The following is a 20,935-nucleotide window of genomic DNA, read 5'->3' as shown; positions in this document are numbered from 1 at the left end:
CGCCGGTGCCCTGCAGGAAGGTCAGGCCGGTGGTTCCCGACAGGGTGAGCCGGCCTTGCGCCGTGCTGAGCGTCACGGTGAGCGTTCCGCCATCCGCATCGGCCACGCGGAGGGCGTTGCCGCTGCCGGTGGAGAAGACCAGCGGCGTATCCTCGTTCAGGGTCTGCGTCGTGGCCGGCACCACGTGGGTCGGCGCGTCGTTCACGGGATTGACGGTGAGGCGGATGGTGTCGGTGACGCTCATCGCGCCGCCCGCGCCGGTATTGCCGCCGTCGTTCGTCGTGACCGTCAGGACGTCGCTGCCGTTGTAGTCCGCCTCGGCCCGGTAGGTGGTTCCGGACAGGGCCGCGTTGACGGCGGCGAGGGTGCCGGTCAGCGAGACCGAACCGGTGCCCGCCCCCGTGACCGTGACGTTTGCCGTACTGCCGAGGGCCAGCGTGCCGTGCTGGACGTGGAGCGTCGTGGTCACGCGGCCGCTGCCGGCATCGACGTCCGCGACGGTGATCCCGTTGCCGTTGCCCGGGGCGAAGACGAGGTTGGTGTCCTCGTCCACGGTCTGGGGGCCGGGAACGCCGTTGACCGGCGCGTCGTTCACGGCGGTGACGGCGATCGCGAGGGTGTCGGTGTCGCTCTTAGGCCCGCCCGCGCCGGTATTGCCGTTGTCGGTGGTGACGATCGTGAGGGTCTCGGGGCCGTTATAGTTGGGATTGGGGCGGTAGATCGTGCCGTCCAAGGCGGCGTTGATGGCGGTGGCCGTGCCCGTGAGGGTGACGGCGCCGGTCCCGTCGTTGGTCACGGTGACGCCGGTGCGCGCACCGAGGGTGAGGGTCCCGTGCGCCACGCCGAGGGTGGTGGTGAGGTTGCCGGTCCCCGCATCCGGATCCGCCACGGTAACGGCGTTGCGATTGGTCGCCGAGAAGACGAGGCTGGAATCCTCAGCGAGGGTCTGGCTGGCCGGGAGGGTGTTGACCGGTGGGGCGTTCGCCGCGACGACGGTGACGGTCGCCGTGGCGACGGCGGAGTCGATCGTGCCATCGTTCACCGTCACCGCGATGGTGCGGTCGACCGTCGAGGGCGCCGATCCGGTGGAGGCGTAGCGGATCTGCTGGAGGGCGGTCTGGTAGTCGGCCTTGCTCGCGGCGCCGGTCAGCGTCAGCGTGTGGGTCGCGGCATCGTAGCTCGCGACGATGCCCGAGGGCGGGGTGCCGACGAAAGTGAGGCCGTCATCGGCCTGAGGGTTGGTGATGACGGCCCGGGCCGAGGCGATCTGGGCGTTGTCGACGTCCGTGACGGCGACGTCGGTATCGACGATGGCGACGGCGGTGCCGCCGGCGCCGTAGCTCGTCCGGAACCCGGTGCCGGGCGCCGAGGCGTCGAGGTCGAGGATAGGGGCGGCGTCCACCGTCACGGTCACCGCCGCGGTCTCGGTCGTCCCGCCCGCCGTCACAGTGTAGGTGAAGTTGTCGGTCCCGGTGAAGTTCGCATTCGGCGTGTAGGTGAGGGTGCCGTCGGGCTGGAACGTGACGCTGCCGTGCCCGCCCTGCGAGACCGCGGTCACGGCGCGGGTGGCGTCCTCGAAATTGTCCGCCGCGGCGCCGTTCGTGCCGGTGACGGCGTTGAAGGTGATGGCGATATTCTCGGTCGTCGTCACCGCATCCTGCACGATGTCGGCGACGGGGGCGACGGTGACATCGACGGCGCTCTCGGTCCTGAAGCCTTGCTGGATCCGGATGCCGTCGATGAAGTTGCCGATGCTCTGCGAGCCGCCGGCCGCGCTGATCGACCGGAATTCGAAGCGCAGCGTGTTGCCGCTGGTGGCTCCCCCGATCGTCTCGCTGTATGCGCCCCAGGCCGTATTGCCGTCGGAATACATCTTGTCGAACAGCGTGCGATCGTCCGCCGTATCGGCGATGCCGTCGGCGCCGAGATCCGTGACCTTCACCTCCATGGTGTCCACGCCGGAGCGCCCGCGATGGGCGAAGTCGAAGCTGACGGTCGACCCGGCCCTTGCATCGAACGTCTGATAGAGCGTCGCCACCTCATTGGCGTTGATCTCGGCGAACAGGTTGCCCTGGTAGGCCGGTACGCCGTTATAGCCGGAGCGCCAGATTTCGATCTTGTGATCGGTGGCACTCGTCTTCCAGCCCGGAACCGATGATTCCGGTACGATCTCGTAGGTATTTGTGGTGATCGTCGAGTCTTCGAACGAGCCGTTGACGAAGTTGTCGGCGGACCGGACGGGATCCTGCGTCACGAGGGAGATCCGCGCGCTGCCGTTGTAATCGGCCCTGGGCGTGAAACGCAGCCCGTCGAGCGCGGCATTGATGTCGGGGACCAGGCCGGAGAACGTCATGGTGGCATCGTTCGCGCCATCGCCCTCCGTGAAGGTCAGGCCGGTGAGGCGGGACAGGTTCAACAGCCCCTGCTCCGCCGAGAGGGTGACGGTGAGCTGGCCGCCGTCCTGATCATCGACGCGGACCGCGTTGCCCCTCGTCGGCGAGAAGACGAGGTCGGTGTCCTCGGCGACGGTCTGGCTGGCCGGGACGGTGTTGACCGGGGGGAAGTTCGCCGTGGTGACGGTCGCCTTGGCGACGGGGGAGTCGATCGTGCCGTCGTTCACCGTCACCGCGATGGTGCGGTCGACCGTCGCGGGAGCCGACCCGGTGGAGGCGTAGCGGATCTGCTGGAGGGCGGTCTGGTAGTCGGCCTTGCTCGCGGCGCCGGTCAGCGTCAGCGTGGAGGTCGTGGCATCGTAGGTCGCGACGATGCCCGAGGGCGGGGTGCCGACGAAGGTGAGGACGTCGCCGGTCTGGGGGTTGGTGATGACGGCCTTTGCCGACGAGATGCTCGTGCGGGCGACATCGAAAATCGAGACGTCGCTGTCGACGATGGCGATGCCCGCCGCGCTCTGGGTGTTGCGCGTGACGTAGCCGGTTCCCGCGGCCGAGGCGTCGAGGTCGAGCACCAGGGCGGGGTTGTAGCCGAAATCCGGGCCGGCCAGCGTCGCGCCGATCCTGGTGTCGGAGACGGCGCCCGACATCGCCGTCGTCGCCGTCGCCCTGACGAGGCGGCCCTCGGTGTCGGTCACGCGCACGACGAACTGACCGGGGAGGATCCCGGTGAAGCTGTAGCGGCCGTCGGCCGCGGAGGTGTCGGTGGCCAGGACGCGCTCTCCGGCATCGACCTGCCCGTTGCCGTTGACGTCGTCGACGAGCTCGACCGTCACGCCGCGGAGGCCGGCCTCGCCGCTGTCGGACGTCCCGTTCGTGTTCGCATCGCCGAACACCCGCCCGCCGATCGTCGAGGTCGGAGGTGTCCAGGAGGCCGCGTCGATGACGGCGCCGAGTGCGTTCGAGCCGTCCGTGGTGATGGCCTTGCCGCCCCCGATGGCGGCTCCGGTATTCGGGTCGATCCGCGTGATGTTCGTCCCGAGGCTGTAGATGGAGCCGCCGGAATCGATGCCGATCTGGGCGTCGGTCCTGGTCGCCGTCCCGTCGTAGAGCGCCTCGCGCCCGTCGCTGAGGTCGAACCGGGCGTAGGAGGTCCGGGTCAGGCTGACGAGCTGTCCGGCGGCCTGATCGATCGCTATGTCGCCCCAGTTGTAATCGCGGTTCGACTGGTTGCCGAAGGGTGCGCCCGATGCCACGGTGCGGCCCGACCCGGTGAAGGTCAGCTTGTAGATCTGATCGGTGGTGCCGGAAACGTTCTCGACGGCGAGGTAGAGGACGCCGTTCGAGAAGGCGGCGCCGGACCCGCCCAGGCCCTGAGCACCGGTCGTGATGGCGTGGTTCGACAGGTCGGCGTCGATCAGGATGTGCCGGTCGTTCCGGAAATCGTAGGCGAACAGCGCGTTCTTGTCGGCGGCCTGGGGACTGGCGTTGTCGACGTAGTAGATCAGCCCGTTCGCCTGGTCGACGGCGAGCGAGTTGAGGGCCGTGCTCAAGGTGATCCCGCCGACGCTGGCGGGAGCCTCGGTGAGGGCCGTCGCCTTTCCGGACGCGATGTCGACGCTGTAGATCGTGCGGTTCGAGACCGCCAGCAGGGCGCCGCGGCCGTGATCCGCGGCCGCCAGGAGATGATGCCAGTCACGCTGCGCCGCCTCGTCGACGACGATACCGGTCTCGATGGCGCCCCGATGCATCTCGAGGGTCCAGTCGCCGCCAAGCTCGGCGTCGCCGGTGGGATCGTCTGATGCGGCGATGTCGGCTCCCGTGGCGGAGGCGAGGAGCGCCACGGCGCGGGCCCCGGCGTCGCCCGCGGCGAAGTCGCAGCCGTAGATCAGCAGATCGCCGGTGGCGGTGAGCGCGTTGCCGATGACGGCGAGGTCGGCGGCGTAGCGGCCCTGGATCGTCTCGGCCGTCAGGTCGCCCGTGCCGAGACGCAGGTCGCCGGCCGAGCCGTGCGAGAGGATGTGGATGGCGTCGATGCCGCTGCGCCCCGCAAGCGCGTCGGCGAGTTGATCGAAGCCGTCCCGGGCCGGATCGATCAGGATGATTTCGGCCGAGGCCGGCACGCCGGCGAGCAGGGTCGCCACGTCGGCGGCCCCCTTGTCGATCACGACGATCTCGTGCCGGCCGCTCGCGGTGGCGGTCTCGTGCACCGGTGCCACCGGCGCGGCGGCGCGGGAATCGGCCGGTTCGGCATGCCCCCCTGCTTCGGCCCGGTCCCCGGGGGCCGCATCGTCATGGGCCGCATCGTCATGGGCCGGATCGCCGTGGGCCGGATCGCCATGACCCGGTCCACCATGCGATGGCGCGGCGGCCGGGTCCGGATGCGCCTGCGCGGCGGCCGGAGCCGCGGCGCCATCGAAGACGAAGCGGGGTTCCAACGCGCGGATCACCGGCATCGCCGTCGCGCCCGTCGCGATCCGCGGCTCCGAACCGGCCCGTGTCTGGCCCTCCCGCATCTTGCTTCGGAAACGTTCGAACATCGACACCGCTCAGCCTGCGACGGGACCGCGTGGCGCGTTCCACGCGGGCGAGCTTGAGCCGGCATGGTTAAGGAAGGGTGGGGCGGGCCCTCCCTCGCGGCGGTCAGAAGCCGCTCTCGCGCACGAGAACGGCGACGATTCGCCGAATCGCGCGCACTGCGACGCTCTCGCGACGGCCCGAGACCGCGACCACGCCGCGCACCACGGCGGGCGTGCCGGACAGGCGCAGTTCGTCGTCGGGCCGGTTCAGCACGACCGTGTACTGGGCCTCGACGGGCACCGGACCGACATTCTTCTCCTCGCGCACGGCGACCGGCCCGCCGAGCGTCGACAGGAGCGACGGGATCTCCACGATGGCGACCGCCGCGTCGGACACCGAGCTGACGGTGACCGGAATCGAGCCGGTGGTGAGATCGTCCGGCACGAAGGTGCCGGAAGCACCGGCATAGAGCCGCGCCATGGCGTCCTCCGGCACGAGGCCGCGCACCTGACGGCGTCCGTTCGAGACCAGGGTCCCGAGTTCCTCGCCCTTGCCGACCCAGCGGCCGGGCTGCAGGTCGGGTTCGATCTCCGCGACGATGCCGTCGAAGGCGGCGCGGATCACGAGCTCGTCGTGGCGCCGTTCCAGTCCTCGAACGGCCTCGCGCCGTGCGTTCTGCTCGCCGTCGAGGACGAGGCCGGCGGCCCGGTCCTGCGGATCGGCGGCGCGGCGGTCCTGCTTCAGCTCGACGAGGGCGAGGCGGATCCGCGCGGTGTCGAGATCGTGGTCGAGGGCGGGGGAGCGCAGCCGCATCAGGACCTGCCCGGCCCTAACGGCATCGCCCGGCTCGACCTCCACGGTCTCGATCCGTGCCGCGGCCACGGCCGTGAGGCGCTCGGTCCGCTCCGGTTCGGCGATCGCCGGGATCTCGACGCGGCCGGAGAGCGGCAGCACGAGCAGCATCAGCACGACGGCGAGCGCCGCCCCGGTGACGCGCACGCGTCCACCGGGGGCGATGCGGCGACGGTTCGTCCACCAGAACAGCGTCTCGCGGGTGATCGGTCGGAGGACGAACACGCCGATCTCGACGGCGAAGAGCAGCAGGCCGAGGATCTTGAAGGCGAGGGCGTAGACCATCACGGCGATGCCGGTGAACAGCACCAGCCGGTAGATCCAGACCGCGATGCCGTAGGCGATCACGCCTAAGCGCCGACGCGGGCTCCAGGTCTCGGGGCAGGGATCCCCGAGCCCGAACAGGGTCTCGCGCAGCGCCCAGGTGGTGAGTGCGAAGGCGCGGGGCTGGAGATTCGACACGCCGAACACGTCGGCGGCGATGTAGTAGCCGTCGAAGCGCATCAGCGGGCTGAGGTTGATGGCGACGCTCATCACCCAGCCGGTCGTGGCGAGGAAGAAGGCGATGGAGCGCGCCGTCCCTTCCGGCAGGAACGACCAGGCCAGCGTCGCGACGGCCGCCACCGCGAGTTCCACCGCGACCCCGGCGCCGTCGATGGCGATGCGCTGCCGGCGATCGCGCAGGCGCCAGGCGTCGGTGGTGTCGGTGTAGAGCACCGGCACCAGCACCATGAAGGCGACCCCCATGCTGGGCACGCGGCAGCCGTAATGGGTGGCGACGTAGGCGTGACCGAGCTCGTGCAGCGCTTTCACGGCGATAAGGGCGGCGAGATAGCCGACCAGACCCTCCGGCGTGAAGAACTGCAGGAACGTCGCGCAGAACGCGTCCCATTGCTGCATGGCGAGATAGAGGCCAAGCAGCCCGGCGAGCGCAATTGCCGTCAGGCTGCGCCGACCGGCGAGCCGGCGGGCAAGCGGCAGGGTGCGATCGAGAAACGCCTGCGGCCGCACCAGGGGAATGCGGATGAAGAGGTAGTTGTGCAGCAGCCAGGCGCCGAGCCCGTGCCGGCGGGCCGCCGCCTGCCGCGCCAGTGCCGGCCACCCGCCCCGATGCGCGGCGAGGCCGTTGGCCTCGCAGAACCCGCGAAACGCCGCGACCTCGGCCGGCCCGACCGCGCGCCCGAGGGCCTGGCCGGCGGCGTCGGCGAGCTCCGCCGGCGTGATGCCCGTGCGCCACGCCCGCAGGAAGGCGAGGCCGGTCCCGTCGATCTCGTAGTAGCGGTGCGCCATGGGATCGTAGACGAGCCAGGGGGCCGGGCCGCCATCGCCCGGGACCGTCCCGCGCGCGATCCGCAGATCCTCGCGCAGGGCCGTGAGCGGCTGGCCGTCGATCGGGTCCGTCCCGCGGCTCACAGGCCGACCTTCTGGCGCAGGACCGCGAGCGGTTTGCGCAGGAGCGTGAATCCGAACGGCACGGTCGACCCGTAGAGCTGTGCCGTCCCGCGGGCGCCGAGCCGTGGCACCGACGCGGCGGCGGGCAGCTTCGCGACGATGCGATGGGCGAGCACGCCGGCCTCGGTCATCCGGGCGACCGGCGTCACCTGGTCGACCTGCGCGTCCAGGGCGTTGAGGGGATCGGCGTCGAGGAAGACCCGCACCCGGCTGCCCACCGCGAGGGCGATGGCATCGGAGACCGGAAGATCGATGCGGATGTCCACCGTCTTCGGGTCGGCGATCTCAAGGATGCGCTGGCCGGCGGCGACGGGTTTGCCGTACCAGTCCTTGCGGTCGGCATAGACGGCGACGCCGGCGCGCTCGGCGCGGACCTGCGTCTTGGCGAAGGTGTCGCGGGCGAAATCCCGTTCGGCCACCTTCAGGGCGAGCTCGGCGCGGGCCTGCCCGATCTCGCGTCTGACCCGCTCCTCGGCATACGCCCCCAGCGTCACCTGCCGGAGCTTCGCGTCGGCGACCTGCACCTCGCGCTCGGACACCGAGAGCGCGTTGCGTTGGGCGGTGTCGACGTACCGCAGGACGAGGTCGCCGACGGCGACGGCGGCGTTCGGCGCGGGCGCGATCTCCTCGATGATGCCCTCGATCGGCGCCGCGACCACGAAGGGCCGCTCCGCCGTGATCGTGGCCGGCGCCAGGACCGTCATCGACACGGGACAGGCGAGGCCGGCCAGGACCAGCCCGGCCACCACGAGGGCAGGCTTGCGCAGGTCGCCCGACAGGCGCGGCAGCCGCGGCGGCCGCAGGGCGAGGAGGGCATGGGCGCCCGTCTCCGCGAGTCGTCCGGCGAGGGCCGTGTCGGCCTCGTCGAAAGCCCGCTCGCGCGTCAGCAGCAGGCCGCCGACCGGCGCCCGCGACCGGTCGAGCAGGGGAACCCAGAGGCCGTGGCGGAAGGGGTAGGTCCGGGCTTCCTCGCCCTCCGAGGCCGAGAGGTCGATGCTCCCGGACGCGGCGCGCTCGGCCTTCGGGATCGCGGTGACGGCCGCCTCGACGACGGCGAGAAGGGGCGCATTCCGCTCGACCTGGATCGTGCCGGACACCCGTTCGACCGCAAGACCGCCGAGGCGATCCGTCCGCAGCAGGAAGCCCTGGCGCGCCCGCACCAGCGTGACGCTCTCGTTGACGATGGCGAGGCCGAGCGCGTCGCGGTCCGGGGCGTGGCGGAAGGCCGCCTCGACGGCGAGGAGCTGGCGCAGGCCGGCGCTCGGATCGTTCCCGTCGACCGGCCCCGGCCCCCGCGGACTCGTCCCGCCCGGGGGAGCGATGCGGACGCGGCGCCCCCCGGCCTCGGCCCTCGGCTGCGGCGCCGCCATATCAGCGGCCATGTCAGTGGGTCGGACGTTCGAACGAGGCGTCGAGGCTCATGCCGGGCAGCACCGCCGACGTGTCGCCGGGGGCGAAAGCCGCGGTGATCCTGATCGTCTGGGACACCGGATCGACGGCGGCGGCGGTTCGGATCACCTTGGCGGCATAGGTCTTTCCGGTCTCGTCGACCTTCACCTCGAGGGGGGCGGCGGCCCGCAGCCAGGCGAGCCAGGCCGAGGGAACGATCAGGTCGATCTCGAGCGCGGTGGCATCGACGATCCGGAGGAGCGGCTGGCCGGCCACCGGCATCTCGTGCTCCCGCGCCCGCATCTCGGCGACGCGGCCGGTGAACGGCGCGACGATCCGGCAATCGCGAACCCTGACGCGCAGCGCTTCGGCGGAGGCCCGGGCTTTCTCCCACCGCGCTTTGGCCGCCTGAACCTCGATCCGCCCGATGGCGTGACGGCGGTCGAGCTGCTGGGCATTGTCGAGGGCGATGCGGTTCACCGCGGTCTCGGCCTCGGCCGCCCGCGATTCCGCCTCGGTTCGATCGCAGTCGAAGGTGACGAGCGTATCGCCGGCGTTGAACGACGCCCCCTCGCGGAACGGCAGCGTGCGGATGCGGGCATTGAGGTCCGTCGCGACGCTGGCATCCCGGATCGCCCGCACGACGCCACGGATCGGAGGTTCGGGTTGAGCAAGCGCGGGCAGGGCTGCCAGAGAGAGGACGATGACCGTTGCCGAGCGCACGAAACACCCCTGACGCATGAAGGCGAGAGCGGTCGCAGCGTATGTCGGCATGGTTAAGGCATCGTAAGAGACGGCCTCGGACGCAAGGGGCCGCACTGGCGAGACGCCCGCCCGCGCGGCGCGTTCCCCGGATCGCGAGGGCCGGCGGCGGCGCGCCGTCCACCACTGATCGCCCGGGCTCCGGTCGACAGGTGGCGATCCGGCGTGAGGATCGGGATCGTTCCGGTTCTGACACCGCTGGCGGATCCTGAACCGCCCCCGGGTTTCCCCGGAGGTTCCACCCTCTGATACCGCAGCGCCGTCGAACGAACGCGGTCGAAGGCGCTGGCTAAGCCCGGACGGGCGTCGGCGCCGATGCGCCGGACGCCTTGGCATCGACGTGTCGATGCCAAGGCGCGAGGGTGTGGAAGGATGGAGCCATCACGAGGCGGACAGCCCCGTTTTCCCCTGAGGTGCGCGAGCGCGCGGTGCGGATGATGCGCGAGCACGGTTCGCGATGGTCGGCGATCCAGTCGATTGCGGCTCAGATCGGCTGTTCGGGTGAGACGCCGAGGAACGGGGTGTACCAGTCCGAGCGTGACCAGGGCGTGCGTTCCGGCCAGATGACGGATGAGCGCGAGCGGGCCAAGGCGCTGGAGCGAGAGGTTCGGCAAGCCAACGAGCTTCGTGCTGGACGCCCTGGAGCAAGCCTTGCCCGAGCGCCGTCCTGTCCAGGGCAGCGGGCTGGTTCACTACTTGGGCCGCGGCTCGCAAGACTTGGCTTGGCGCTACATCGAGCGCTTGGCCGGAGCGGGCATCGGGCTGCCGGTCGGCAGCGTCGGCGACAATGCCATGGTGGAGACGATCAACGGCCTGTTCAAGGCAGGGGCGATTCACCGACGAGGGCCGTGGCGCTCCTTCGAGGCGTTCGGGTATGCCACCCTGGAATGGGTCGGCGGGTCCAACCATCGCCGCATGCTCGCGCCGATCGGCAGCGTCCCTCCCGCCGAAGCCGAAGCGCGCTGTCATGCTCCCGTCGGCGACCCAGCCCTGGCGACCTGACCCACGGCAAACAGCCTCCGAGAAACCCGGGGCGGTTCACCAGGAGGGCCGATCCCACCGCTCTCGACCGCGCACTCAAGGTTGTCGCCGTCGCCACGGAGGTCTCGCAGCCAGACGCGGCGATCGTGGAGGCCGATCGCTTGCCTGCCCCCTGAGGGATGGCACAGGCCAGCTACCGTCCGCTCCAGTGCACGTAGCGGCGCTCGATCCGCGCCGACAGCACGTTCAGCGCGTAGCCGAGCGCACCGGCGGCGAAGATCGCCGCGTACATGCGCGGCATGTCGAAGATCATCTGGTTGTTCATGATCCGCTGGCCGAGGCCGTCGGTTGAACCGATGAACATCTCGGCCACGATGACGATGACGAGCGCGATGGAGATCCCGTTGCGCATCCCGACGAAGGTCTGAGGCAGAGATTCCCAGATCGTGACGTCCCGCATGACCGCCCAGGCGTTCGCACCCATCACGCGGGCGGTGAGTTGTCGCTGCTTGCGGGCGTTCATCACCCCGTAGGCGACGTTGAACAGAATGACGAGCGCCGCCCCGAAGGCGGCGACGGCGATCTTCGTCGCCTCGCCGACCCCGAACAGCACGAGAAAAAGCGGGAACAGCGCTGAGGCCGGGGTGGAGCGGAAGAAGTCGATCAGAAACTCGATCGCGCGATAGACGCGCTCCGATGCCCCGAGGGCGATTCCGAGCGGAACCGCGACCGCGACCGCGACCACGAAGGCCGCGATCGTGCGTAGGACGGTTCGGATCAGGTCGTTCCAGAGCGTGCCCTGCGCCAAGTCCTCAACGAACACCGACAGCGTCCGGACCGGCGACGGCAGCAGCACGGCATCGACCAAGCCGCTGCGCGCGACGAGGTCCCAGGTGAGAACCAGCAGGGCGAGGCCCGTGAGGGGCCGCAGCCGGGCGAGCAGCCTGTGCAGGGTCATCGGCGCACCTCTTCCTGGAAAATCCGCAAGCTTTCCGATTTGACCTGGATGAACTCGGGAGCGATCGTCGTGGCGGCCGTGCGCGGACGCGGCGCGCGGAAGGGGAGCCGTCCCGCGACGCGCGTCGGACGCTTGGTGAGGAGGAGCACCTCGTCCGCCATCGAGACCGCTTCGTCGAGGTCGTGCGAGACGAGCAACGTCGTGACCCTGCGCTCGCCGAGAACCCTCTGAAGGCGGTCGCGCAGAAAAAGCGTGGTTTCGTAGTCGAGGGCGGAGAACGGTTCGTCGAGGAAGAGGATAGACGGCTCGACGACCAGTGCGCGCATGATCGATATCAATTGCTGCTGTCCCCCGGACAGTTCATAAGGATATCGCGCGAGGTCGATGCGGACATCGAAGCTCGCCAGCAATCGCTCCACGCGGGCATCGCGCTCGCCGCGAGAAAGATCCAGGAATTTGAGCGGATAGCGGATGTTGTCGATCGCACGAAGCCACGGGAACACGGCTTCGCGGTAGTTCTGGAAGACGTAGCCGATCACGCTCTCGCGGATAGGCCTGCCGTCGAGGAGGACCGAGCCGGCATCCATGGGCAGGATCCCGGCGATCATGTTGATGAGCGTGCTCTTGCCACATCCGTTCGGTCCGAACACGGACACGAACTGGCCGCGCTCGATGGTCAGGTTGAAGTCACGGTAGAGTTCGATGCCGTGGAAGGACTTCGAGAGATTGCGAACGATGACGTGGGGCGACGCCTCGCAATGGCCCGGAGCCATCATCAAACGGGCTCCATCAGGGTTCTCACGTCGACCTTGCCGCCGACGACACCGATCGACATCCCGAAGTCGACGAAGGCTTGGAAGTCGCGAACCTGATGATCCGTCATCTTCTTGACTTCGACGAAGTAGCTCAGCGGCACGTCTTTCACGATGTCGGGTGGGACATTCATGTCGGAGACCAAGTAGCCGCGGACGCCGTCATCGGACGCAACGTCGGCGAGCGCGCGCGACCAGGCGCGCGCGAAGCGGGACGCGGCCTCGGGACGCGCCTTGAGCAGCCCGGTCGAGACAGCAGCGCCCGCAGCGTAGGCCTCCGCGGCCCGGTTGCCGATGATGTAGGTCGCAATGACGCCTGCTTCGAGGCGCCGCGCCGCCCCTTGCTGGATCAGGCTGGTCGCCACGGGTTCGAGCGTGTAGCCGCCGTCGAAGGCGCCGGACCGCAGGGCGCCGAGATGGTTGCCGAGCTGCATCTCCTGCATCTGATAGTCGGCGCCCTCGCTCAGCCCGACCTTCGCCAGGATCGCCTTGGCGAGGCCGATATTGGCCGGACCGGGCGAGGTGAAGAGCTTGGCGCCCCTGAGATCGGCCAGCGCACGGGCCGGGTGGCCCGGGCGCACGACGAACTGCTCGAAGACGTGGGTGCTGTTCTGGGCGACGAACGAGGTGTACTTGAGAGTGTTCGGCCGGCGGGCGGTGATGTTGGCGCCTTCCAGGGTCACGAGGTTCGACGTCGCGTCGATCGCGCCGGTGACGAGCGCCTGCACGATCAGGGCGGGCGTCCCCATGACGACGGTCTCGCAAGCGAGCCCCTCCTGAGCGAAGTACCCGCGTCTGAGCGCGACGAAGTACGGCAACGCTGCGCCGACCGGAAACACTCCGACTTTAAGCGGCTCAGCGGCGCTGATCGATCGCGCGCGCAGAAGAGCTGGCGCGAAGACGGCTCCAGGGACCAGCCTTGAGACAAAGGTTCTCCGATCCATGTTCGATCTCCGCTCTCGCACCGCATGTCCTGCAGGCCGCCCCGGTGGGACTGCCGCGAGCAGCGGGCCGCTCGATCATCGCGGCTCGAAATATTTGATACAGATAAAAAGCTTTTTGCAATATTGAAATTCGGGCAGTGGTGCGTCGCTCCTGACGCAGAAGCGGGCACGGGGGCGGCGCGCGGTGACACAGGCAGCAAACGGCGACGGCCGGATACGCGCATCGCTGGCCCAGTGGGCTCAATCGCGTTCGAGGTTGATCCAGAGCGTTCACACCATCTGCGTGCCGTGGTTCCAGGTGCGGCAGGGACGGCGCGAGCCGTCGGAGATCACGCCGCCCGCCCCGCGCACGACGCAGCTCCTTCGACCCCGACGGTCGGCTTGCCGTCCAGCACGAAGCCATACGCGACGCCACGATGAGCGACCGGCCGGTTGGCACGGCGCGCATGCGGCCCGTCCTCGTTCAGCGCCACTGCGATGCCGCGCGAGCGGCCCTCGCGGAGCAGGCGCCGGATCGCGTGCCGCGTGGTCCCGATCACCGGCCGCTCGGCCGCGCGCACGACGAGGCGCTCCTCCGGCGCCGGTTCGTTCGCGAGACGATCGGACATGGCCATGTCGAGCGCTTTGGCAACAACCACGAGGGAGCCGAGCGACGCGCGCCCGCGCTCGACCAGGCTCAGCATGGTCGGGCTGAGACCCGAGGCTTCCGCCAGCGCCTGCCGCGTCATCGACCGCGCCCGCCGCACCTCGCGGATGCGCACGCCGATCGCAGCGAGCGCACTCGCCGCAGCATCCGAGACCTCGTCCGCGGGTTTGGGTTGAGCTTCCTGAGCCACCGACCCTTGCCATCCTCTCGAACATCCTGAAATGCCGAAGGCTCGTGGTCGCGCTGCCGAGTGATTGCTGCTTGGCCTCCACCCTCGCCGCGTGCCAAATCTTGGATATCATTCAAATCTGCGCAACGATAGTAAAATTTTCTCCGGAATGCGATGGATCTGCCGCTCTTACGCGGCGATGGCGGCAACCGGTGGCAAGGCGAATCAATCATACCGGGGGCCCAAGATGCTGACGCATCGATGCGATCCCGGTCAGGCCCGAGATCGACGGGGCTAATGAGCCATCTCGAAGTTTCGACATCGGGCCCAGATGTCCGGGATCTTGGGCTTGGCAAAAATCCACGACCGTTGGTCTTACGAGCCGGTCGAGTCGGCGCGCTCAGGCCGCCTCTGCCCAAGGTTGAAGCGAGGCCTTGGGACCGGAGCGTGTCCGATCGCATCCGGCAAGGGAGCAGGCATGCCTTCGGCTGCCGGCACAATGCACGTACATTCGGCATCGAATATCGAATTCGACGCCGCTAATATTTGGTAAGATGTGGCGAAAACGGCGACAGCTTTGTTCAAGATAAGCATGGCAGCCTCCGATATCCGTGCCCGGCCCCGAGCGAGAGGGGAGCCGGGCACGGGCCGATTCTCAGCGGCCGTCCGGCCCACCGCTCATCAGTCCGGCGGCGATGCTGCGCGGGCCAAGGATCGCCTTGGCCGCGTCGCCGACGGCTTCCACGGCTTCATCCATGCCGTCGAAGCAGACGATCCGGCAGGGGCACGCTTCCAGCCCATCGTAGCGCCAGGGAAAGGCTCCGATGATGGAGCGTTTGTTCAGCATCAGTTCGATGTCGCCGCCGACGTTCTCGGCGTGGATCAGCCCCTCCTGGAAGGCGTAGGCGTGGAAGGGGAAGATCTCCTCCGTGACGGCGCGTCCCGAGCGCTTGTGGGTGTAGCTGTAGTCGCCGAAGAACTGATCACACGTCATGCCGACCTTCTGCTCGAAGCGCTTGGCAAGGTCGGGGCGCATGTGCCGGATCGACGTGTTCATGGCATGGTCGCCCGATCCGCAATCGATGCCGAACCACTTGATCTTCTTCTTCAGCATCCACTCGAGCAGTTCGATCTTGCCGCCAGGATGCATGCAGAAATAGCGGACGAGGTCCTGCTGCGGCTTGCCCTCCCAGTAGCGATGCCAGCCGGTATGGAGGATCAGGATGTCGCCCTCCTTGACCTCCACCGGTGCGCTCTCGATCATCTCGGGGGTGATGACGGCCCAGTCATCCATGTGCTGGGACACGTCGACCACGGCGCCCGGCCCCACCAGGAAGTCGAGCGGATAGGACGCCATGTCGCCCATGCCGTCGGTTCCGTGCATGGCGCCGTCGATATGAGTCCCGACGTGAAGCGCCGTATCGATGCGCTGGGCAACGATCTGCTTGGTCTGCAAGTTCTGCGCGTAATACATCTTGTTGCCGGCGTAGCCGACCCAGCCGGGGGTGTGGACGTTCATCAAGTGGGACAGGTCGACGATCTTCACGGAGCGGGTCTCCTTCAGCGTTTCATTCGGTCAAGGCTTCGCCGTCGCGATCCCGAAGGATCGGCGCTCAGCTCGGGAGAGAATGGATCCGAGGGTTGGGGCGGGGGCCGGATCAGACGTTCCGGCCTGCCTGCTCCCGTCGGATTATCGAAACGAACCACGCCTTGAGCGCGGCCAGGATCAGGCCGGGGGCGCTGACCGGGTTGGGTGCCGCGGCGACGGGCGCGGCAGCGGGCGGGCTGGTCTCGGACGCCGCCGGCGTGACCTGGGCGGATGCCGTCGGCGCCAGCTGGGCCTCCGCGTTCTGGACGAAGCTCTGGACGAGGACCCCGGCGACCTCGTTGAAGAGGCTGGTGCGCCCGAACTGGGCGATCGGACCGGAGAGCTGAATATCCGCCTCGACGGTCACCGTCGTCGCGTCGCCTGCCGCCTCGCAGGTGCAGGTCAGGGCAAGCTTGCCGCGGCTCGCGCCCTTGCGGTCGACACCCTTGCCGTTGGCCGTGACCACGTGGGCCGATTCGTCATAGGCCACGGCGGCATCGCCTTCGAAGCTCGCCTGGAACGGTCCCACCTTGGTGGTGACGCGTCCCGCGTGCCGGCCATCCTCCTTCGCCCCCAGGTACTCGGCTCCCGGCACGCAGGCGGCGACCCGAGGAATGTCGTGGAAGAAGGTCCAGACGCTCGGGAGCGGGCGTCCGACGGTGAATGCCTGCGTGATCTTCACGGTGAGTCCCCTTCCTGAATCCTGCTCGCACCAGGCTCGGACGACGCCGGTGTCCTGCACATCCTGCGGGTCGGCTTCAGCGACAGTCCGTGCCGATGCGAAGTCCGTCGACGTCGGTCCGCCGGTCGGCGCGCGGCCTGATCCGCTCGGACCGCTCCTGCGCGAAGTGGACCCGAGCCACGTCCCCATCGGCGACGATCATCGCCTGCGGGTCCGCACCGAGCGGACCCGCCAGGATCGTCCCGAACGGATCGACGACGAGGGACGAGCCGAGGAAGCGTGATCCCGCCTCGCTGCCGGCTTGCGAGGCGCAAGCCACGAAAACCTGGTTTAGGTTGGCCTGAACCACGGCTCCCTGCGCCTGGCCGATCATCGCGCCGGGCGGGAGCTCGGTCCGGTCGAACCCGCCGACCCAGGCCGTCGGGACCGCCGCGATCTCGGCGCCCGCCAAGGCCAGTCCGCGCAGGACCTCGACGAAGCGGAGATCGTAGCAGACGCACAGCCCGATCCGGCCGACCGGCGTCTCCGCCACCGGCAACCCCTTGTCGCCGGGGATGAAGACATCCTTCTCGCGGTCGGACAGGTGGAGTTTGCGGTAGTGGAGCCGCAATCCGTCCGGGCCGACGAGCACCGCGCAATTGTAGAGGCGGTCGCCCTCGCGTTCGCAGAACCCGCCCACGACATGCAGGCCGTGGGCGCGCGCGAGGCCCGACCAGAGATCGAGAGTGGCCCCATCGAGTGGCTCGGCCGCGTCTCGGAGCACGCCGGGCTCGACCGTGTAGCCCGGGACGATGAGTGCCGGCAGGACCACGAGATCGGCGCCGGCCGCCACCGCGTCCTCGATGGCCGCTCGACTGGCGGCCCGGTTCGCCTCGACCTGCGCGATGCGGCCCGTGACCTGCGCGACGGCGATCCGCATGGCTCAGCCTGGCGCTCGCGCATCGGCAGGCAGAGCTCCAACCTTCTTGAGGAGAGGCACGTCGGCCGGGCTGGGCCCACCCACGCTGACGATGCCGACGCCCTTGTCCGCCTTCACGGCGTGCTTCACGCCCACCGGGACATGGACGGCGCAGCCGGCATGGAACGGGAGGCTGATGTCGTTCGTGTAGTCCTGGATCGTTCCCTCGCCTTCGAGGATGAAGATCGTGTCCTCCGACTCGACGTGGACGTGCGGCACGTTCTCCTCGCCCGGTTCCAGCCGCACGTAATTCATGTTCGCGACCCACGCCCCGCTTCCGGGCCAGACGATGAAGCGGGCGTCCTTCGAGATCAGGGGAAGGCGCAGCGAAGGCGTGTCGCGGTGGAAGACTCGAATGGCCATGACCTACCTGGAGGCTCGTAGGGTCGCATAGAGTTCGGGATCCGCCGGGCACGGGCCGCCGAGAATCTTCATCCCGGTCGCCTCGTCCGCCTCGAAACGGTAAGTATCCCCGCGGTCGATATGGACCATCGCGCCCTCGATCAGTGCCGAGGTGACGCCGGCCGCCATATCGGTTACGACCCCGCTGCCCGATATAACGTAATAGACGCTGTCGGACGGGTGACTGAGCGAAACAGTCTTGCCGCATGGGGTCAGAGAGATCAGGTGAAATGTTCTGTAGATTGCGCCGCTTTCCGGCCACAATACGACTTTCGCATTGCCACCGCTCTCGACGATCGGTATCTCCTGGCAGCCGATTGCGCTGTCGATGACGCGGATGGCCCCCGCCGGGTCGGACGTCATATCCGCTGTTCCATTTTGAATTTCACTCAAACGTTTTTTGCATATATGTAAACTTCGTGCAAGCCGGGAACGCTCGCATCGCGGCGGTCGACCCAGAGGAACCAGACGAATGAGAACAGACCCCCCGCAGTGGGAGAGCCAACCGGACGAGCCCGCCGTCGCGACCGCCGCGGAGATCGCGGAGAGTACCGCCGCGACCCTGGCGACGATCGGCCAGCGCATCCGGGAGGCGCGCAATACGCGCAACATGACATTGCAGTCGCTCGCCGCGGCATCCGGCCTGAGCACATCGATGCTCAGCCTCGTGGAGCGCGGCCGGGCCTCGCCGTCCATCGGCTCCCTGATCGTCATCGCGAGCGCGCTCGGGATCACCATGTCGGAACTCGTCGCGAGCGAGCCGACGACGGACGAGAAGCTCGTCGTGCGTGCGGGCGAGCCTCCCGCCATCGAGACCGCCCAGCATGTCATCCGCCGGCTGATGCGGGATGACCGCGCCCGGGGCGTCACCGTGGCCGTGAACGAGTACCAGCCGCGCACGGGCAGCAACGACCGGCCGGTCACCCATTCCGGCTTCGAGTACGGCTACGTGCTGGAAGGCCGCCTCACCGTGGAGGTCGACGGGGCGGTCTACATTCTCAATCCCGGCGACCTGATCTCCTACCTGTCGCAGCGGCCGCACCGGATCTGGAACCACGGCACCACGATCGTGCGGACCCTGTGGTTCAACATCGATAGGCCGTAGGGGGATCGGTCGAGCCCGCGGCCTGCGGCGGGCCCAGATGTCGTCGGGCGATCTCATCGACCCGCCGGTGCGGCCAGGGCTCCATGGAGGAAGTCCGGCGTGATCGGCAGGCGGGATACGAGGCCGGGGCGCCCAAGGGCATCGTCGACGGCCGAAGCGATGGCGGCCCCCACGGCGGTGAGCCCTCCTTCGCCCGCGCCCTTCACGCCGAGGGGGTTGAGGGGGCTCGGCGCATCCTCGCGCAGCAGAACGTCGACGGGCGGCGCCTCGCGGCTCGTCGGCATCAGATAATCCGCGAAGCTGGTCGCCAGAGGCTGCCCGTCCGGGTCGTAGACGAACTCCTCCAGCAGCGCGCCGCCGATCCCCTGCACGGCGGCGCCGACGATCTGGCCCTCCACGAGCATGGGGTTGATGGCCCGCCCGATATCGTAGGCGACGAGATAGCGCTCGACCGAGACGCCGCAGGTCTCGCGATCGATACGGACCTGGGCCACATGCACCCCATAGGGGTAATTCATGTGGCTGGTCTCGAAGAGGCCCTCTCCCGTCAGGCCCTCGGCCGACTGGGAGGCGATGGTGGCAAGGTCGACCGAGGCACCGGTGTCGGGATGGAGGAAGGCGCCGTCGCGGTACGCCAGCACGGCAGGGTCCGCCTGGAGCAGGCGCCCGGCGATCCGGCTGGCCTGCCCGAGGAGGTCTTCCGTCGCGAGCTTGACGGCCGAGCCCGTCATCACCGTCACCCGCGACGCGTAGGCGCCGAAGCCGATCGGGATCTCGCGGGTCTGCCCGTGGACCACCGTCATCCGGTCGATCGGCACCCGCAGCGTCTCGGCGCAAATCTGCGCCATCGCGGTCTCGACGCCTTGGCCGATCGAGCAGGCGCCCGTCACGATCCGGACCGCGCCGTCTCCCGCGACGCTCACACGGGCGAGGTCGCGGGGGCCAAGGCCGCTCTTCTCCACGAAGAAGGCGAGGCCGAGGCCGACCGCCTCTCCCGTCGCCCGCCTCGCGGCGATCTCGTCCTTCAGCGCCGGATAGCCGAGATGGCCGAGAGCCCGCTCCAGGAGGTCATGGTACTTGCCCGAGTCGTAGACGACATGGGTTCCGAGCGCGTCGATGCCCCGGTCGAAAGGCATCGCCGTCTCGGGGATCAGGTTGACCCGACGCACGGCGACGGGATCGAGGCCGAGGCGATGGGCGATGGCGTCGATCAGGCGCTCGCGGGCGAAGGTGGTCTCGTAGCGGCCAGGCGCACGGTAGGTCCCGCTCGGGGTCTTGTTGGTGAGGCGGATATGCCCCTCCACCCGGTAGGCCGGGACGATGTAAGGGCCCGGCAGCAAGGCGGCGGCAAGGTCCGAGACCGTCGCGCCGTGGGTCCGGATATAGGCGCCCTGGTCGGTGAAGAAGCACACGTCGAGGCCGAGGATGAACCCTCGCCCGTCCACCGCCGCCCGCAGCCGGTGGCTTTGGTCGCGGGAATGGTTGGCGGCGATCTGGTGCTCGCGCCGGTCCTCGATCCAGCGGACGGGCCGCCTCAGCCGCAAGGCCGCCGCGCAGGCCAGCACATCCTCCGGGTAGATCTCGCCGCGGATGCCGAAGCCGCCGCCCACATGGCACTCGCTGAGCTGCAGCTTGGCCGGATCGCGGCCGAGCATCCGGGCGATGGCGTCCCGGTTGTAATGAACGACCTTGGCCGCACCGTGCAGCGTGAGCACGTCGTCGTCGCCGAGGATCGCCACCGCCCCGCGCGTCTCCAGGGGGATGCCGGAATGACGCCCGATGGAAACGGCGAGTTCGACCACCGCATGGGCCTGCGCGAAGGCCGCGTCGAGGTCGCCATAGCCCTTGCGCAGGACGGCCGGCTCGGTCCGCAGGGTCGAGGCGCCCGGCGCGAACTCGCCCGGCTCGGCGAGGGGGTCGAGGCATGGCGAGAGGTCGTCGATCTCGCAGAAGACGAGGTCGGCCGCGTCCTCGGCGGCATAGGGATCCGCCGCGAAGACCACCGCCACCGGCTCGCCGACATAGCGCACGAAGTCGCGGGCGAGGACGGGCTGGCGGTAGGGTTCGAGGCCGTCGATCTTCGTCATGCGGAAGTCGATCGGCGGCAGGTCCGCCACGTCGGCGGCGGTCCAGACGGCGAGGACGCCCGGACAGGCGAGGGCGGCGCTCGCATCGATGGCGAGGAGGCGGCCGAACGCGACGGGGGAGCGGACGACCCGCATGGTCACCTGCCCGGGAAAGGCGATGTCCGCCGCGAAGCGGCCGGCACCGGTCAGCAGGGGGCGGTCTTCCAGGCGCTTCAGCGGGCGGCCGATGCTGTGCATG

At 69.1% G+C, this 20,935-nt stretch carries 15 protein-coding genes and 1 pseudogene; 2 read left to right on the top strand and 14 right to left on the bottom strand.

Annotation, left to right across the window (positions count from 1 at the left end; all coding sequences use genetic code 11):
• The 4 genes from FF100_RS29725 to FF100_RS37375 form a co-directional block, all read right to left on the bottom strand.
• Nucleotides 1-4,930 (bottom strand): DUF4347 domain-containing protein (locus FF100_RS29725; protein WP_139039498.1); only part of this gene is annotated, 4,930 nt, incomplete at its 3' end.
• Nucleotides 4,931-5,033: 103 nt separating this feature from the next.
• Nucleotides 5,034-7,175, bottom strand: a complete 2,142-nt coding sequence (locus tag FF100_RS29720; RefSeq protein WP_139039496.1) for a site-2 protease family protein — start codon at nt 7,173-7,175, stop codon at nt 5,034-5,036.
• Nucleotides 7,172-8,596: an efflux RND transporter periplasmic adaptor subunit gene (locus tag FF100_RS29715; protein ID WP_139039495.1), complete on the bottom strand. Its 1,425-nt coding sequence runs from the start codon at nt 8,594-8,596 to the stop codon at nt 7,172-7,174. Before FF100_RS29715 ends, FF100_RS29720 begins: the two co-directional genes overlap by 4 nt.
• A gap of 1 nt (nt 8,597) precedes the next feature.
• Nucleotides 8,598-9,245 (bottom strand): efflux RND transporter periplasmic adaptor subunit, encoded by a 648-nt coding sequence (locus FF100_RS37375; RefSeq protein ID WP_171070386.1) that lies wholly within the window; start codon nt 9,243-9,245, stop codon nt 8,598-8,600.
• 744 nt (nt 9,246-9,989) lie between these two features.
• On the opposite strand from FF100_RS37375, the pseudogene FF100_RS38700 reads away from it, so the two are divergent.
• Nucleotides 9,990-10,367: pseudogene (locus FF100_RS38700) on the top strand (transposase domain-containing protein); the annotation flags it as partial.
• A 172-nt stretch (nt 10,368-10,539) separates the two neighbouring features.
• On the opposite strand, the gene FF100_RS29700 reads toward FF100_RS38700, so the two are convergent.
• From FF100_RS29700 to FF100_RS29660, 9 genes are all read right to left on the bottom strand, one after another.
• Nucleotides 10,540-11,304: an ABC transporter permease gene (locus FF100_RS29700; RefSeq protein WP_139039491.1), complete on the bottom strand. Its 765-nt coding sequence runs from the start codon at nt 11,302-11,304 to the stop codon at nt 10,540-10,542.
• On the bottom strand, nt 11,301-12,080 hold the full coding sequence (locus tag FF100_RS29695) for an ABC transporter ATP-binding protein (protein ID WP_139039489.1): 780 nt from the start codon (nt 12,078-12,080) through the stop codon (nt 11,301-11,303). The genes FF100_RS29700 and FF100_RS29695 overlap by 4 nt, the downstream gene beginning before the upstream one ends.
• Entirely contained in the window at nt 12,080-13,060 is a 981-nt protein-coding gene (locus FF100_RS29690) for an ABC transporter substrate-binding protein (RefSeq protein ID WP_139039487.1), read from the bottom strand. The genes FF100_RS29695 and FF100_RS29690 overlap by 1 nt, the downstream gene beginning before the upstream one ends.
• A 329-nt stretch (nt 13,061-13,389) precedes the next feature.
• Nucleotides 13,390-13,896, bottom strand: coding sequence for a helix-turn-helix domain-containing protein (locus FF100_RS29685; protein WP_139039485.1), 507 nt, complete (start codon nt 13,894-13,896; stop codon nt 13,390-13,392).
• Between the two features lie 634 nt (nt 13,897-14,530).
• Complete coding sequence (locus FF100_RS29680) at nt 14,531-15,421, bottom strand: cyclase family protein (protein WP_139039483.1); 891 nt, start codon at nt 15,419-15,421, stop codon at nt 14,531-14,533.
• 112 nt (nt 15,422-15,533) lie between these two features.
• Nucleotides 15,534-16,145: an SRPBCC family protein gene (locus tag FF100_RS29675; protein ID WP_171070385.1), complete on the bottom strand. Its 612-nt coding sequence runs from the start codon at nt 16,143-16,145 to the stop codon at nt 15,534-15,536.
• A 76-nt stretch (nt 16,146-16,221) separates the two neighbouring features.
• Nucleotides 16,222-17,064, bottom strand: coding sequence for a nitrilase-related carbon-nitrogen hydrolase (locus FF100_RS29670; RefSeq protein WP_139039480.1), 843 nt, complete (start codon nt 17,062-17,064; stop codon nt 16,222-16,224).
• A gap of 3 nt (nt 17,065-17,067) precedes the next feature.
• Complete coding sequence (locus FF100_RS29665; RefSeq protein ID WP_139039478.1) at nt 17,068-17,466, bottom strand: cupin domain-containing protein; 399 nt, start codon at nt 17,464-17,466, stop codon at nt 17,068-17,070.
• Between the two features lie 3 nt (nt 17,467-17,469).
• On the bottom strand, nt 17,470-17,868 hold the full coding sequence (locus tag FF100_RS29660) for a cupin domain-containing protein (protein WP_139039476.1): 399 nt from the start codon (nt 17,866-17,868) through the stop codon (nt 17,470-17,472).
• A gap of 109 nt (nt 17,869-17,977) precedes the next feature.
• On the opposite strand from FF100_RS29660, the gene FF100_RS29655 reads away from it, so the two are divergent.
• Complete coding sequence (locus FF100_RS29655) at nt 17,978-18,610, top strand: helix-turn-helix domain-containing protein (RefSeq protein WP_139039474.1); 633 nt, start codon at nt 17,978-17,980, stop codon at nt 18,608-18,610.
• Between the two features lie 53 nt (nt 18,611-18,663).
• Here FF100_RS29655 and FF100_RS29650 read toward each other — a convergent pair whose 3' ends face one another.
• Complete coding sequence (locus FF100_RS29650; RefSeq protein ID WP_139039472.1) at nt 18,664-20,934, bottom strand: xanthine dehydrogenase family protein molybdopterin-binding subunit; 2,271 nt, start codon at nt 20,932-20,934, stop codon at nt 18,664-18,666.
• Nucleotide 20,935 lies beyond the last annotated feature (1 nt).

Origin of the sequence: Methylobacterium terricola, assembly GCF_006151805.1 — a bacterium.
GTDB lineage: Bacteria > Pseudomonadota > Alphaproteobacteria > Rhizobiales > Beijerinckiaceae > Methylobacterium > Methylobacterium terricola.
The sequence above is the reverse complement of the archived record's forward strand: the minus strand, read 5'-3'. Positions and strand labels throughout refer to the sequence as shown.